This window comes from Hoeflea marina, assembly GCF_003182275.1.
Classification (GTDB): domain Bacteria; phylum Pseudomonadota; class Alphaproteobacteria; order Rhizobiales; family Rhizobiaceae; genus Hoeflea; species Hoeflea marina.
Genome location: NZ_QGTR01000001.1, coordinates 25,693 through 40,047 on the forward strand (window position 1 = coordinate 25,693; position 14,355 = coordinate 40,047).

15 protein-coding genes and 1 pseudogene are annotated in these 14,355 nt (G+C 65.8%); 5 read left to right on the plus strand and 11 right to left on the minus strand.

Annotation, left to right across the window (positions count from 1 at the left end):
- Positions 1 to 72: 72 nt before the first annotated feature.
- The 4 genes and pseudogenes from DFR52_RS00145 to purM all read right to left on the minus strand — a co-directional run bounded on the left by DFR52_RS00145 (position 73) and on the right by purM (position 3,692).
- On the minus strand, positions 73 to 1,278 hold the full coding sequence (locus DFR52_RS00145; RefSeq protein ID WP_245415136.1) for an SAM-dependent methyltransferase: 1,206 nt from the start codon (positions 1,276 to 1,278) through the stop codon (positions 73 to 75).
- Between the two features lie 358 nt (positions 1,279 to 1,636).
- Positions 1,637 to 1,931, minus strand: a pseudogene (locus tag DFR52_RS00150) (HigA family addiction module antitoxin).
- Between the two features lie 49 nt (positions 1,932 to 1,980).
- Positions 1,981 to 2,616 carry a phosphoribosylglycinamide formyltransferase gene (gene purN / locus DFR52_RS00155; RefSeq protein ID WP_110029927.1) on the minus strand — a complete coding sequence of 212 codons (636 nt, stop codon included), beginning with the start codon at positions 2,614 to 2,616 and terminating at the stop codon, positions 1,981 to 1,983.
- Positions 2,613 to 3,692 (minus strand): phosphoribosylformylglycinamidine cyclo-ligase, encoded by a 1,080-nt coding sequence (gene purM, locus DFR52_RS00160; protein WP_110029928.1) that lies wholly within the window; start codon positions 3,690 to 3,692, stop codon positions 2,613 to 2,615. Before purM ends, purN begins: the two co-directional genes overlap by 4 nt.
- A gap of 194 nt (positions 3,693 to 3,886) precedes the next feature.
- On the opposite strand from purM, the gene DFR52_RS00165 reads away from it, so the two are divergent.
- The 5 genes from DFR52_RS00165 (at position 3,887) to ppx (ending at position 10,230) form a co-directional block, all read left to right on the plus strand.
- On the plus strand, positions 3,887 to 4,435 hold the full coding sequence (locus DFR52_RS00165) for a CDP-alcohol phosphatidyltransferase family protein (protein WP_110029929.1): 549 nt from the start codon (positions 3,887 to 3,889) through the stop codon (positions 4,433 to 4,435).
- 32 nt (positions 4,436 to 4,467) lie between these two features.
- A complete protein-coding gene (locus DFR52_RS00170) occupies positions 4,468 to 5,673 on the plus strand; it encodes an AI-2E family transporter (RefSeq protein WP_110029930.1) in 1,206 nt (401 codons plus the stop codon).
- Positions 5,674 to 5,725: 52 nt separating this feature from the next.
- Positions 5,726 to 6,430, plus strand: a complete 705-nt coding sequence (gene hdaA, locus DFR52_RS00175; protein WP_110031035.1) for a DnaA regulatory inactivator HdaA — start codon at positions 5,726 to 5,728, stop codon at positions 6,428 to 6,430.
- 72 nt (positions 6,431 to 6,502) lie between these two features.
- Positions 6,503 to 8,698, plus strand: a complete 2,196-nt coding sequence (locus tag DFR52_RS00180; protein WP_245415200.1) for an RNA degradosome polyphosphate kinase — start codon at positions 6,503 to 6,505, stop codon at positions 8,696 to 8,698.
- Positions 8,699 to 8,703: 5 nt separating this feature from the next.
- Positions 8,704 to 10,230: an exopolyphosphatase gene (ppx, locus tag DFR52_RS00185; protein ID WP_110029932.1), complete on the plus strand. Its 1,527-nt coding sequence runs from the start codon at positions 8,704 to 8,706 to the stop codon at positions 10,228 to 10,230.
- A 480-nt stretch (positions 10,231 to 10,710) separates the two neighbouring features.
- On the opposite strand, the gene DFR52_RS00190 is transcribed toward ppx, so the two are convergent.
- From DFR52_RS00190 to DFR52_RS00220, 7 genes are all read right to left on the minus strand, one after another.
- The gene (locus tag DFR52_RS00190) at positions 10,711 to 11,064 is read right to left on the minus strand and encodes a DUF1428 domain-containing protein (protein WP_110029933.1); all 354 of its coding nucleotides are present in this window, start codon (positions 11,062 to 11,064) and stop codon (positions 10,711 to 10,713) included.
- A gap of 60 nt (positions 11,065 to 11,124) precedes the next feature.
- Entirely contained in the window at positions 11,125 to 11,478 is a 354-nt protein-coding gene (locus DFR52_RS00195; protein WP_110029934.1) for a DUF1428 domain-containing protein, read from the minus strand.
- Between the two features lie 90 nt (positions 11,479 to 11,568).
- Complete coding sequence (locus DFR52_RS00200) at positions 11,569 to 11,922, minus strand: DUF1428 domain-containing protein (RefSeq protein ID WP_110029935.1); 354 nt, start codon at positions 11,920 to 11,922, stop codon at positions 11,569 to 11,571.
- A gap of 17 nt (positions 11,923 to 11,939) precedes the next feature.
- On the minus strand, positions 11,940 to 12,869 hold the full coding sequence (locus DFR52_RS24755) for a VOC family protein (protein WP_110029936.1): 930 nt from the start codon (positions 12,867 to 12,869) through the stop codon (positions 11,940 to 11,942).
- Positions 12,870 to 12,890: 21 nt separating this feature from the next.
- Positions 12,891 to 13,121, minus strand: coding sequence for a DUF4287 domain-containing protein (locus tag DFR52_RS00210; protein ID WP_110029937.1), 231 nt, complete (start codon positions 13,119 to 13,121; stop codon positions 12,891 to 12,893).
- Positions 13,122 to 13,133: 12 nt separating this feature from the next.
- On the minus strand, positions 13,134 to 13,613 hold the full coding sequence (locus tag DFR52_RS00215; protein WP_110029938.1) for a VOC family protein: 480 nt from the start codon (positions 13,611 to 13,613) through the stop codon (positions 13,134 to 13,136).
- 28 nt (positions 13,614 to 13,641) lie between these two features.
- On the minus strand, positions 13,642 to 14,337 hold the full coding sequence (locus DFR52_RS00220) for a DUF899 domain-containing protein (protein ID WP_110029939.1): 696 nt from the start codon (positions 14,335 to 14,337) through the stop codon (positions 13,642 to 13,644).
- Between the last annotated feature and the right edge of the window lie 18 nt (positions 14,338 to 14,355).

Consider the following 14,355-nt stretch of genomic DNA (forward strand, 5'->3'; position numbering starts at 1 on the left):
GCGGGGCCGGGTTCATTCCGTTGCCGTCCGGGCAGGCGGCGTGAAGCGGCAATCATCGCCCTCGGGCACCGGTCACGCCGGCGTTCGCTCCCGTTGGGCGGGCGCCGGAGCCCTGTCGCGCGCGTCGGCTTCGAGTGCGGCGAAGGCCGTATCGGCCACCCGGTCGACGAAGCCGGCTTCCAGCCTTTCGATGCGGGCCTCCTCGATGGCGATATAGTCGCGGGTGATCGGCACCGCGTCGCGTTTGCGGGCCAGTTGCAGCTGGAAGACGTTGCTCGAGCCCTCCAGGAAGGCGCATTCGCACATCGACAGGTAGATTTCCCACATCCGGCAGAAACGCTCGTCCATGATGGCGCTTGCCGCCTCGCGGTTGGCCGCGAAGCGCTCGCGCCAGTGGTGCAGGGTGTAGCCGTAGTGGCAGCGCCAGATCTCGCAATCGAGCGACCAGAGGCCGGAGAGTTCGACCGCCGCCACGGCCTCCGACAACGAAGGCGCGTAGCCGCCGGGAAAGATGTACTTGCGCAGGAACGGTCCGGTGACGCCGGGAGGGCCCTTGCCGCTGATCGAATGGATCAGGGCCACGCCGTCGGGCTTGAGCTGGTCGCGCACGGCCATGAAATACGGCTTGAGATACTGCACGCCGACATGCTCGAGCATGCCCACCGAGACGATGCGGTCGAACGGCTCCTGGATCTCGCGGTAGTCGCGCAGCTCGAACCGGACCCGGTCGCTGACGCCGAGGATCTCGGCGCGCTTGCGCGCCACTTCGAGTTGGTGTTCGGAAAGGGTAATGCCCACCACCTCGACCTTGGCCACATGCGCCATGTAGAGCGCCAGCCCGCCCCACCCGCATCCGATGTCGAGCAGCCGCTGGCCGTCCTTGAGCTGCAGCTTGGCGGCGAGATGCCGCTTCTTGGCGGTCTGCGCCTGCTCCAGGGTCTCGTTTCCGGTCGGGAAGTAGGCGCAGGAATACTGCATGTCCTTGTCCAGGAACAGGCGGTAGATGTCGTCGCCGATGTCATAGTGGCTCTGCACATTGCCGATGGCGCGCGACAGCGAGTTGTTCTGGTAGAGCCGGCGCAGCTTGCGGTCGATGCCCTGCCAGAAGATCTGGTTGGGCGATTTGTCGAAGCGACTCTTGTTGCGGAAGATGACGAGCATCAGGTCGTGGATGGTGCTGTCTTCCATGACGAAGTCGCCGTCCATATAGGCTTCGGCCGCCTTCAGTTCCGGGTTGATGGCGATCCTTCTCTCGACCCCGTCCCGGGTGAAGCGCATGGTCGCCTCGGGTCCTGGTTCTGAACCGCCGAATGTGCGGACGGATCCGTCAGCTCCGATGATGGTGAGTTTTCCTTTTCGGATCACCCGTTCGAGAAACCTGTCCAGTAAACGCATAGTGTCCCCAATACACACTCGACGCCTGTGCCCAAGCGAAAGCACATACGGCATGCAGCAACGGTGAACGAACCAACCTTCGGCGGAATGGTTCCGACGATGCTGCGGAATATTTGCCAAAAAGGCCAATGATGCAAGCCCCCTGCGACCTTTGCCTGCCGCATTGGAGAAGGACGCAGACCGGCTCCCGCTCGAACCCCTAACTACTTAGGGAGCGAGAGGTCACCGATGCGGGCCATGGTCAAGATTCAGGTGAAGCCATGCGCCTGGACGCCGCCGTCGGCGGTCTCGCGCGCTCGATGCGCGCCAGTTCCCGTTTGCTGTGCATGGCATCCCAAAGGTCGCTGCGGCGCTGGGCGTTCAGCCAGAAGTCCGGGCTGTTGCCGGAATACGCGCGCCAGAATGAGCGCGGTCGCCGCCGTCACATTGCGGCGGTTTTTGCACGGTTCGTTGACATGCTTCCGCTGGACACCCATCGCCTCGGCCAACACCAATTGGGTCAGCTCGGGCGGCTGGATGAACTCCGTCTTCAGGATCTCGCCGACGCCCGGTGAGCCCGCGCCGGGTCATGACCGTCGCGGATCGTCAGTCCCGGAAGATCGCCTGGCCGTCGGCGCCCATGCGCACCGCGCCGCGTGCCACCATGGCCAGCGCCTCGGGGTAGAGCCGGTGCTCTGCCTCCAGCACCCGCGCGCTCAGGCTCTCGGGCGTGTCGCCGGTGAGCACCGGAACGGCTGCCTGGGCGATGATCGGACCTTCGTCCATGCCTTCGGTGACGAAATGCACGGTGCAGCCATGGATCCGGCAACCCGCGGCCAGCGCCCGGTGATGGGTGTCGAGGCCGGGGAAGGAGGGCAGCAGCGAAGGGTGAATGTTGATGATGCGGCCGCGCCAGCGATGGATGAAGCTGCCCGAAAGCAGCCGCATGTAGCCGGCCAGACAGACAAGTTCGGCGCCCGAGGCCTCGATCGCCTCGCTGATGGCCGCCTCGTGCGAGGCCTTGTCCGCAAACGCGGTGCGGGCGATCGCCCGGGTGGCGATGTTGTAGGATCCGGCGGTCTGCAGCCCCTTGGCTTCCGGCTTGTCGGAGATCACCAGCGCGATGCGGGCCGGATAATCGGTCGATCGCGCCGCTTCCATCAGGGCTGCCATGTTGGAGCCCCGGCCCGAGATCAGCACCGCGACCCTCGTCCGGCCGGCGGCGGTCGCCGCGGCGCTCATAGTGACAGCGTTCCGGAATACACCACTCCCGCCGATCCGGCTTCCCGCGGCCCCAGATGTCCGAGCCGGATGACCTGCTCGCCGGCATCCGACAGCGCGGCGGCGACCGCGTCGGCATTGTCCGCGGCGGTGACGACGATCATGCCGACGCCGCAGTTGAAGGTGCGCAGCATCTCCGTCATCGCCACGCCGCCGGTGCGCGCCAGCCAGGAGAACACCGGCGGCGGCGAGATGGCGTCGAGATCGATATGGGCGGCCAGCCCCTCGGGCAGCACGCGCGGGATGTTTTCCGGGAAGCCGCCGCCGGTGATGTGCGCCAGCGCCTTGATCTTGCCGGTCTCGCGGATCACCTTGAGCAGCGACTTGACATAGATGCGTGTCGGCTCCAGCAGCGCCGCGCCAAGGGTTTCGCCCTCGTCGGCTGTGGCGAACGGGGCGGGCGCATCCCAGCCGAGCCCGCTCGTCTCGACGATCTTGCGCACCAGCGAATAGCCGTTGGAATGCACGCCGGAGGAGGCGAGCCCCAGAATGACGTCGCCCTCGGAGATGTCGGGCGTGGGCAGCAGGCGGCCGCGTTCGGCCGCGCCCACTGCGAAGCCCGCCAGGTCGTAGTCGCCCTTGGAATACATTCCGGGCATTTCCGCGGTCTCGCCGCCGATCAGCGCGCAGCCGGCCATCAGGCAGCCCTGGGCGATGCCGCCGACAATGGCCGCGCCCTGCGCCGGGTCGAGCTTGCCGGTGGCGAAATAATCGAGAAAGAACAGCGGCTCGGCGCCCTGCACCACCAGGTCGTTGACGCACATGGCCACAAGATCGATGCCGACGGTGTCGTGCCGGTCGGCGTCGATGGCGACCTTCAGCTTGGTGCCCACCCCGTCATTGGCCGCCACCAGCACCGGATCGGTGAATCCCGCCGCCTTCAGGTCGAACAGACCGCCGAAGCCGCCGATCTCGCCGTCGGCGCCCGGCCTGCGGGTGGAGCGCACCAGCGGCTTGATGCGGTTGACCATCTCGTTGCCCGCATCGATGTCGACGCCGGCGTCGCTGTAGGTGAGACCGTTCTTCGGGTGAGTCATGGGGCGAGGTCCTGTCCGTGCGGGCATTGGATGCAATCCCCGGGGGATGGCATTTTGCCGCTCTTGGCGCAAGCCGGAGGGGTGCATTTCTCCCCGGTTTCCGGCCTTCCTCCGGCCATCGAAGTTGGTTGACCCTTGGATTCGGAAGGCGCATCAACCATCTTCGAAGGATGCCGCGGAGACCTGGGGCCGAGATGACACTGCCGAACTTCATCACCATTGCCCGTTTCCTCATGGTTCCCCTCGTCATCATGGCCATGATCAACGGCCAGATGCAGGCCGCCTTCGTGATCTTTCTGCTGGCCGGATTGTCGGACGGGCTCGACGGCTTCATTGCCCGCCAGTTCAACCAGCGCTCGGAACTCGGCGCCTATCTCGATCCGATGGCCGACAAGCTGTTGCTGGTCAGCGTCGCCATCATGCTCGGCTATCTCGGCGCCCTGCCGCTCTGGCTGGTGGTGCTGGTGGTATCGCGCGACCTGATGATCGTCGGCGGTGTCCTGCTCGCAGGGCTGATGGAAAACCCGGTCGAGATGCGGCCGCTGCTGGTGTCCAAGATCAACACCGCGCTCCAGATCCTGCTCATCGTCGTGGTGCTGGCCAGCCTCGCCGGTGCGGGCGAATTCGCCGCCCAGGTATATTGGCTCGTGGTGGCGGTTGCGGGCTTGACCATCGCTTCGGCGGCGGCCTATCTCGTCATCTGGCTGCGGCACATGGCCGGATCGGGCGGCGCCGGATCATGACCGGGCGGCGGACAACGAAAAGCGAGAGCGCGATGGCTACCCATATCGATCCGAAGGTCCTGCGTCGCCAGCTGTTCTTCTGGCTTGTGGCGCTGGCGATCTTCGGCGGCTTCCTGCTGCTGTTCCGCTCCATCCTGCTGCCCTTCGTCGCCGGCATGGCGCTGGCCTATTTCCTCGATCCGGTCGCCGACCGGCTCGAGCGTATCGGCCTCAGCCGCCTGATGGCGACGGTGGTGATCCTGATCGCCTTCGTGCTCGTTTTCGCGCTGGCGCTGATCATCATCATTCCGCTGCTCGTCACCCAGGCTGCCGACTTCGGCAGCCGCCTGCCGGGCTATATCGCCGACCTGCAGACGCTGCTCACGCATGAATCTCGTTTCATTCCCGACTGGCTTGTCGCCCAGATGGCGGGGCTGAAGGACAGCTTCGCCGCCCTCCTCAAGGAGGGGGCAGGCTTTGTCGGCACGATCTTCCAGCAGATCTGGAACTCCGGCAAGGCGCTCATCGACATTGCCTCGCTGTTCATCGTCACTCCGGTGGTGGCCTTCTACCTGCTGCTCGACTGGGACCGGATGGTGGCCCGCGTCGACAGCTGGATCCCGCGCGACAATGTCGAGACCGTGCGCGAACTGGCCCGCCGCATCGACGCCACGATAGCCGGTTTCGTTCGCGGCCAGGGTACGGTCTGCCTGCTGCTCGGGGTTTTCTACGCCGTCGGCCTGACCATGACCGGGCTCAATTTCGGCCTGCTGATCGGCCTGTTCGCCGGTCTCGTCAGCTTCATTCCCTATGTCGGCTCGATGCTCGGCCTGGTGCTGGCGCTGGGCGTCGCGCTGGTGCAGTTCTGGCCCGACTACATCATGGTCGGCATCGTCGCCGCCGTCTTTTTCACGGGGCAGTTCTTCGAGGGCAACATCCTGCAGCCGCGGCTCGTCGGCCAGTCGGTCGGGCTGCATCCGGTATGGCTGATGTTCGCGCTGTTCGCCTTCGGCGCGCTGTTCGGATTTGTCGGCCTGCTGGTGGCCGTGCCCACGGCCGCGGCCATCGGCGTGCTTGTGCGCTTCACCATCGAGCGCTATCTGGAAAGCGACCTGTATCACGGAACCGAGCGGTCCCCCGCGCCGCCGGTACCGGCCGCGCCGGCTACCCTGCCGCAGGCCCCGGCGGCGGCCAAGCCGCGGAAGGCCGCGGTCGGTGCCGTTCAGGCTGCCCGGCCCGGCAAGCCTGCCAAGCCCTGACCGGCACCGCGATCGTTCGCAGCAAGCCAAACGCAAGGACACCGCCGCCGACATGCCCAAGCCGCCGCGCTCCAGCCAGATCCCGCTCGATTTCGCGCCCGTACCCGCATCCTCGCGCGACGACCTGATCGTTTCCGACCGGCTGAGCGCCGCCGTCGCCATCGTCGACCGTTGGCCGGACTGGCCATCTCCGGTCGTCATCCTGACCGGGCCCACCGGGTCGGGCAAGTCGCATCTGGCCTCCATCTGGGCGGCAAAATCGGGTGCGGTGTCCATTGCCGCGTCCGCCGGAGACGCCGATGCCATCGCGCTCGCCTCGGCCGGTCCGGTGCTGATCGAGGACATCGACCAGACCGGCTTTGACGAGGTGCAGCTGTTTCACCTCATCAATGCGGTGCGCGCCCATTCCGGCGGCATGCTGATCACCACCCGACTATGGCCGGCCGCCTGGAACGTGGCGCTGCCCGACCTGGCCTCGCGGCTGAAGGCGGCGATGACGGTCGAGATCGGCGAGCCGGATGACGAGTTGCTCGCCCAGGTGCTGGTCAAGCTCTTCGCCGACCGCCAGGTGGCGGCCGACGACCGGGTCATTTCCTATATCGTCGCCCGGATGGAACGCTCGCTGGCCGCCGCCCGTCATCTCGTCGTGCGGCTCGACGCGCTGGCGCTGGGGCGCCAGTCGCGCATCACCCGCTCGCTGGCCGCCGAGGCGCTGGCCGAAATGGCGGCCGGAAACGCTGACACCGAACTGTCATAGTTCCTTCGTTCTCGTGCTATAAGGCAGGCGCGAGACCAATCGGATGCCCGGACCATGGACGACCTGTCAGATATGAATGCCGACGTGACGCCGCTGAAGATCGATGTGCCGGAGCTTCCGGTCGTCGACCTGATGTCCAGCCCCGAACGCTTCGTCAACCGCGAGTTCTCCTGGCTGCAGTTCAACCGGCGGGTGCTCGAGGAAACGCTCAACGACAATCATCCGCTGCTCGAGCGGGTGCGGTTCCTGTCGATCTCTGCGGCCAATCTGGACGAGTTTTTCATGGTCCGAGTTGCCGGCCTCGAAGGCCAGGTCCGCCAGGGCATCTCCACCCGGTCGGCCGACGGTCTCAGCCCCGCCGAGCAGCTCGATTCCATCCTGAGCGAGATCGATGGCCTGCAACTCGAGCAGCAGGCCTCGCTCGCCGTGCTGCAGCAGCATCTGGCGGCGGAGAACATCCTCATCGTCCGCCCCACGGTGCTCGACGACGCCGACAGGGTGTGGCTTGAGGACGAGTTCCTGCAGTCGATCTTCCCGGTGCTCACGCCGCTGGCCATCGACCCGGCGCATCCTTTCCCGTTCATTCCCAATCTGGGCTTCTCGATCTGCCTGCAGCTCTACTCCAAGGCAACCCATGAGCCGATGACGGCGCTGATCCGCCTTCCGGTGGCGCTCGACCGCTTCGTCCGGCTGCCCGATTCCGCCGGCGCGATCCGCTACATCACCATCGAGGACGTGGTCTCGATGTACATCGGACGGCTCTATCCCGGCTACACCGTGCACGGTTCGGGCACCTTCCGTCTCATTCGCGACAGCGACATCGAGGTCGAGGAGGAGGCCGAGGATCTGGTGCGGCTGTTCGAGAGCGCGCTCAAGCGCCGCCGCCGCGGCTCGGTGATCCGCATAGAGTTCGATTCCGAACTGCCGCAGCCGTTGCGCGAATTCGTCGTGCATGAACTCAACGTGCCCGAAAACCGCATCGCCGTGCTGCCAGGCCTGCTGGCGCTGCACACGCTGTCGGAAATCACCAAGGCCCCGCGCGAGGACCTGCGCTTCGTGCCCTACAATGCGCGATTTCCCGAACGCATCCGCGAACATGCCGGCGACACCTTCGCCGCCATCCGCGAGAAGGACCTCGTCATCCACCATCCCTACGAGTCGTTTGACGCGGTGGTTCAGTTCCTGTTTCAGGCAGCGCGCGACCCCGACGTGCTGGCCATCAAGCAGACGCTTTACCGGACTTCGAACGACAGCCCGATCGTTCGCGCGCTGGTTGACGCGGCGGAAGCCGGGAAATCGGTGACCGCGCTGGTCGAGCTCAAGGCGCGGTTCGACGAGGAAGCCAACATCCGCTGGGCCCGAGATCTGGAGCGCGCCGGCGTGCAGGTGGTTTTCGGCTTCATCGAGCTCAAGACCCACGCCAAGATGTCGCTGATCGTCCGGCGCGAGGAAAACCGGCTGGTCTCCTACTGCCATCTCGGCACCGGCAACTACCACCCGGTCACCGCCAAGATCTACACCGACCTGTCCTACTTCACCTGCGATCCGGTGATTGCCCGCGACATGGCGCATGTGTTCAACTTCATCACCGGCTACGGCGAGCCGGAAGGCCTGTCCAAGCTTGCCGTCTCGCCGCTCAACCTGCGCGCGCGCATCCTCGACAACATCGAGGCGGAGGTGGCCCATGCGCGCGCCGGGCGCCAGGCCGCGATCTGGATGAAGATGAATTCGCTCGTCGATCCGGAAATCATCGATGCGCTCTACCGGGCCAGCCAGGCCGGCGTCGAAGTGGACCTGATCATTCGCGGCATCTGCTGCCTGCGTCCGCAGGTGCCCGGCCTGTCCGACCGCATCCACGTCAAGTCGATCGTCAGCCGCTTCCTCGAGCACAGCCGCATCTACTGCTTTGGCAATGGCGCGGGCCTGCCGTCGAAGGAGGCGCTGGTCTATATCGGCTCGGCCGACCTGATGCCGCGCAATCTCGACCGCCGGGTCGAAACCCTGGTGCCGATCATCAACAAGACTGTGCATGAACAGGTGCTCTCGCAGATCATGCTGGGGAATTTGATTGATAACCAGCAAAGTTACGAGATACTCCCTGACGGGACCTCACGGCGAGTCATAGCCCAGCCGGATGAGGAGCCGTTCGATGCGCAGCTGTATTTCATGACCAATCCCAGCCTGTCAGGCCGAGGTGAAGCCCTGAAGTCCAATGCGCCCAAGCTGATCGCGGGCCGGGTTGCCCGCAAGGCAAAAGAGAAGCAATAGACCTGATGGTCGAATCGGAAGCGCAAGGCCGGCTGCCGGGCATTCACCCTGTTGCCGTTGTCGATATAGGGTCGAACTCCGTCCGCCTCGTCATTTACGAGGGGCTGAGCCGGGCGCCGGCTGTGCTGTTCAATGAGAAGGTGATGTGCGGCCTCGGCCGCGGTCTGGCCGGCAGCGGCCGCATGGACGCCGACGGCATCGCCCGGGCGCTCGGCGCGCTCAAGCGCTTCCGCGCGCTGGCGCACCAGGCCCGCGCCCGCGACATGCACGTGCTTGCCACCGCCGCCGCCCGCGAGGCCGAGAACGGTCCGGAATTCATCGCCAATGCGGAAGCGGTGCTCGGCTGCCGGATCAGGGTGCTCAGCGGCGAGGAGGAGGCCAAGTACTCGGCGCTCGGCATCGTCAGCGGCTATCATCTGCCCGACGGCATTGCAGGCGACCTGGGCGGTGGCTCGCTGGAACTCGTCGATGTCCGGGATCATGCCTATTCCGGCGGCCAGACCCTTCCGCTGGGCGGCCTGAGGCTTGCCGAACTGGCCGGCAGTTCCGTCACCAAGGCCCGCGCCATCGTGCGCGAGCATCTCAAGAAGGCCCCCGTGCTCAAGGGAGGGGCAGGGCGCACCTTCTATGCCGTCGGCGGCACCTGGCGCAACATCGCAAAGCTGCACATGGAGATGACCTCCTACCAGCTGCACATGATGCAGGGATACGAGATCGCCGCCCCCGAGGCGATCGAGTTTCTCGCAGACGTGGCGCGCATGAAGGGCAGCCACGTCGAGACGCTCAAGGCCGTCTCCAAGAACCGGCGCTCGCTGCTGCCCTACGGCGCCGTGGCGCTGCAGGAGACGCTGATGGCCATGAAGGCTGAAAGGGTGAGCTTCTCCGCGCTCGGCGTCCGCGAGGGCTATCTCTATTCGCTCTTGGGCGAGCGCGAGGCGCGCCTCGATCCGCTGCTGACGGCGGCCGGGGAACTCGCCATCCTGCGCGCCCGCTCGCCCGAGCATGCCCGCGAGCTCGCGCAATGGACCGGCCGGATGTTTCCGGTCTTCGGGATCACCGAAACCGAGGATGACAGCCGCTACCGCCAGGCCGCGTGCCTGCTCGCCGACATCTCCTGGCGCGCCCACCCCGATTACCGCGGCCCGCAGGCGCTCAACATCATCGCCCATTCCACCTTCACCGGCATCAGCCATGCCGGCCGCGCCTATATCGCGCTGGCCAACTATTTCCGCTTCGAGGGTCTCAACGACGACGGCGTCTCCGCCTCGATGGCGGCGATCGCCACGCCGCGCTATCTCGAGCTCGCCAAGCTGCTCGGCGGCATGCTGCGCGTGGTCTATCTGTTCTCGGCCTCGATGCCGGGCACCGTGCCGCGGCTGGCCTTCGAGCCGGCGCGCGCCGGCGACGGCGATGTCGATATCGTGCTGGTGGTGCCGCGGGACTGCAGCGACCTGATGGGCGAACGGCTCGACGGCCGGCTGCAGCAGCTTGCGAGGCTCACCGGCAAGAAGCTGGGCTTCCGCCTGGCCTGAGCGGCTGATTGCGTACTCTCCTGCGTCATGACGGGCTCGACCCGGCATCCAGCGGGCTCGTGTCGGCGAGCCGGGGGACTCTCGGTCGGGATCGTCTGCAAAAAGAGTCTCTCACCACGCGGACGCGCGGTGGCTGGACCCCGGCTCGGGGGCCGGGGTGACGCTCGGAGGGTACTGTGGGAGCTCCGGCACCGATCGGGCAAAGAAAAAGGCCGGGCGAAATTCGCACCGACCTTCCTGACTTGCCTCGACACGCTGCCAGTACATCCGTGGTCAGGGTGGAGACAAATTTCGTGTTGAGACCAATATGGCCCTTCCGCCGGATATTGCAAGGGCGCGCAGGATTATTCTTCCCGACACGGACTACCGACCCGGCGCGGGGAGCCGGGATGCGGGCCCGGAGGTCATGGCGGCATCCCGGGGGGGCGCTGCCGCGCGCCGGGCTTCGCCACGATGGCTGGTTCAATTCGCCCCGCCGTGTCATTCGTCAACAATGACGTCGAAGCCGCCGAAGATCATCCGCTTCATGTCGAAGGGCATTGCCGCCGGGTCAAGCTGCATGCGCGGGTCGCGGAGCGCGTTGTCGAAGCCGGTCTTCTGGGTTTCCTTGTCCGGCCACCAGACCCAGGAGAAGACCACGGTCTCATCCGGCCGGGCCAGCACCGCCATCGGCAGCGACGTCAGTCTGCCTTCCGGCACCTTGTCGCCCCAGGATTCGACGATGCGGCTGGCGCCGTACTCCTTGAACACTCCGGCCATCATCGTGGCCAGCTCCAGATAGGCCTGCTTCCTGTCGGTCGCCACCGGGGCGATGAATGCACTGACATAGGCCATTTCCGTTCTCCTCGCGCATTTTCCCGGGGCAGGGCGGGGATCCTCCCTCCGGGTCCGCTGTCAGGCGTCGAGGATGACCTCGAACCCGCCAAAGATCATCCGCTGCATGTCGAAAGGCAGCGAGCCGAGATCGAAATCCATGCGCTCGTCCGCCATCACCTTTTCCATGCCGGCGACATAGGTCGCCTTGTCCGGCCACCACACCCAGGAGAAGACCACGGTTTCGCTCTCCCCGGCCTGGACCGCCATCGGCATCGAAGTGAGCTTGCCTTCCGGCACCTCGTCGCCCCAGGTTTCCACCACCCGCAAGGCGCCATGATCCTTGAACACCGCGACCGACCTCGTCGCGATGTCGAGATAGTCCTGCTTCCGGTCCGACGGCACCGGCGCCATGAATCCGCTGACATATGCCATTTTTCGTTTCCTTCCTGGGTTCACAAAGGGCGCGGCCAGGGCCGCGTCTGCATGCGGAACCGGCCTGGCCCGCCGCTGCCGGATCTGCTCTCACACGTCGAGAATGACCTCGAAACCGCCGTAGATCATGCGTTTCATGTCGAACGGAGAGGCCGCCGGATCGAACTTCATGCGCGGATCCTCCATCGACTTCTGCATGCCGCTGGCCTGCGTTTGCTTGTCCGGCCACATGACCCACGAGAAGACCACCACTTCGCCGTCCTCGGCCTTCACCGCCATCGGCATCGAGGTGAGCTTGCCGTCCGGCACCTCGTCGCCCCAGCTCTCGACCACCTGAATGGCGCCGTGGTCCTTGAAGACCTGGGATGCCAAGGTTGCCATCTCCAGATAGTCCTGCTTTTTCGCGGTCGGCACTGCGACCAGAAATCCGTTCACATAGGCCATCTCTTTCTCCCTTGCTCCTACTCGCCCCGGGCTGCCGCCTCGAGGGTTGCGATGTCGATCCTGTTCATCGTCAGCATCGCCTGCGTCACGCGGCTCGCGAGCGCGCGATCCGGCGAGGTCATCAGCCGAGGCAGCGCCGTGGGCACGAGCTGCCAGAATACCCCGAATCTGTCCCTGACCCAACCGCACCGCATGTCCGAGCCGCCATCGGCTGTCAGCGCCGCCCAGTAGCCGTCGAGCTCGGCCTGGTCCTCGCAAGAGACCATCAGCGACACGCCTTCGTTGAAGGTGAAATCGTGCGGGCCGTCGCCGTCCATGATGGAAAAACTCTGGCCAAACAGCGTGAACCGGCCGTGAAGCACCGAGTCCCGCGGCTGTCCGTCGCCCGTCTGCCGATAGCGGACGGCTCCCCTGGCGGAGTTGGGGAAGACGGAGGTGTAGAGATCGATCGCCTCCGCGGCCCGGCCGTCGCGGTCGCCGGTGAACATCAGCGACGGGATGATGCTCTGCCGTTCAGCCGCCCTGTCCCAGGCGGCAATCTGCCAGGAGACGCCGTAGCGGTCGCTGAGCCAGCCGTAGCGCGTGCTCCAGGGATAGGCGTCGAGCGCCATCAGCACCTGGCCGCCATCGACAAGGCCCGCCCACAGCGCATCGACCTTGTCGTGGCTGTCGAGGTGGACGAAGAACGAGATCGACGGGTTCGGCCTGAACACCGGCCCTCCATTGATGCCGCAGAAGGCCTGGCCGTCGAGCTCGAAGCCGACCGTCATCACCTTGCCCGCCGGCTGGCCGTGGATGTGCTCGCCCTCGCCGCGGTAATGGCTGACCTGGGTGATGCGGCCGCCGGGAAACAGCGATGTGTAGAGCCGGGCGGCGCCTTCGGCCTCGCTGTCGTACCAGATGAACGGCACGATCTTCCGGCGGGATTGGTCCTCGGATTCGGACATGCTCTGCTCCTGCCTTGCCGGTTACGCGCCCGGCATTGGTTTGATGTTGGAAAACAGCGCCCAGATCGCCATGGCGTGGCCGCGGCCGAGGTCAAAGTCGTCCTTGAGCCAGCCGACGACATCGCCGGCCTTGACCCCTTTGGCCACCATGCCATCCGCGAGCAGGCCCCTTGCTTCGGCAAGCGCGCGAAAATCCTCGGGCGTCTTGCCGGTCTTCGCCTTGATGGTGTCGAGATAGGCCTGGAAGCTCATGGGCGGATTCTCCTATTTGCGGATCTCGGCCCGATGCTGCTCGGCGCCTGCCGCCATCTCCTCGGGCGTGAGATCGTATTGGTGGGTGGCGAAGCTCCAGACGTGACCGAAGGGATCGCGCATCATGCAGAAGCGGTCGCCCCAGAACTGGTCCTCGGGCTTCATCATGATCTCGGCACCCTCGGCCTCGGCGCGCGCCGCGAAGGCGTCGATGTCGGGAACGAAGACATGCACCGACACCGCGCTGCCGCCATAGCTCTGCGGGCTCTTCATGCCGTGGAGAAAATTTTCGTCGACCAGCATGATGGTGCCGCCCTGCAGCGTGATCATGGCGTTCATCAGCTTGCCGTCGGGGCCGGGCATGCGGCCGTTCTCCACCGCCCCGAAGGCGCGGACATAGAAGTCGATGGCCTCGGCCGCTCCGCGGCAGATCAGATGCGGCGTGACCGGGTTCATTCCCTCGGGCTTGAAGCTCTTGGCTGCTGTGGGCATGGCGGATCCTCCTCCGGAGCCTTGCAGGTCAATCGCGGGCGGCGGCGTGCCGGCGGGCGGCGCTGGGCGCGGACGGGTGCTCGTCATACTCGTCGTGGCGGCGCCACCAGGCGTAGGGATCGCCCTGGGGAGTGCCTTCCGGCGCGTCCTCCCAGTTTTCCTGGCGGCCGTAGGGCGTGATGTCGAGCAGCGTCATTGGCGTGCCCAGGCTCTCAACCCCGCGCCCGCTGGTGTAGTAGGTGCGCATGATGCCGGCGTCGGTGTCGAGGAAGACATTGAGGCCGAAGCCGCCGTCGATGCCGAGGTCGGTGCCGAAGCTGTCGGTGCTTTCATAGAACGGCATGGTCCAGCCCATGCGGCGCTTGTAGGCCTCGATCTGCGGGGAGGGGGCGCGGGCGATGAAGGCGAGCGTCACGTCGCGAGCATTGAGATGGGCCAGATGCGGCATGTGATCGCCGACCATGCTGCAGCCGGAGCAGGGGGCGGGATCGTTGGGCTTGAGCATGTGATGGTAGACGATGAGCTGGCTGCGACCCTCGAACAGGCCGTGAAGATCGGTCTCGCCGGCGGGACCTGTGAAGCGGTAGGGCTTTTCGATCTTCATCCAGGGCATGCGGCGGCGCTGCGCCGCCAGGCGGTCCAGTTCGTGGGTCATGGCCTTTTCCCGGGCCAGCAGCTCCGCATGGGCGGAGCGCCAGCCGGCTTCATCGACGATCGCGTTCATCCTCTTTCTCCCGAATAC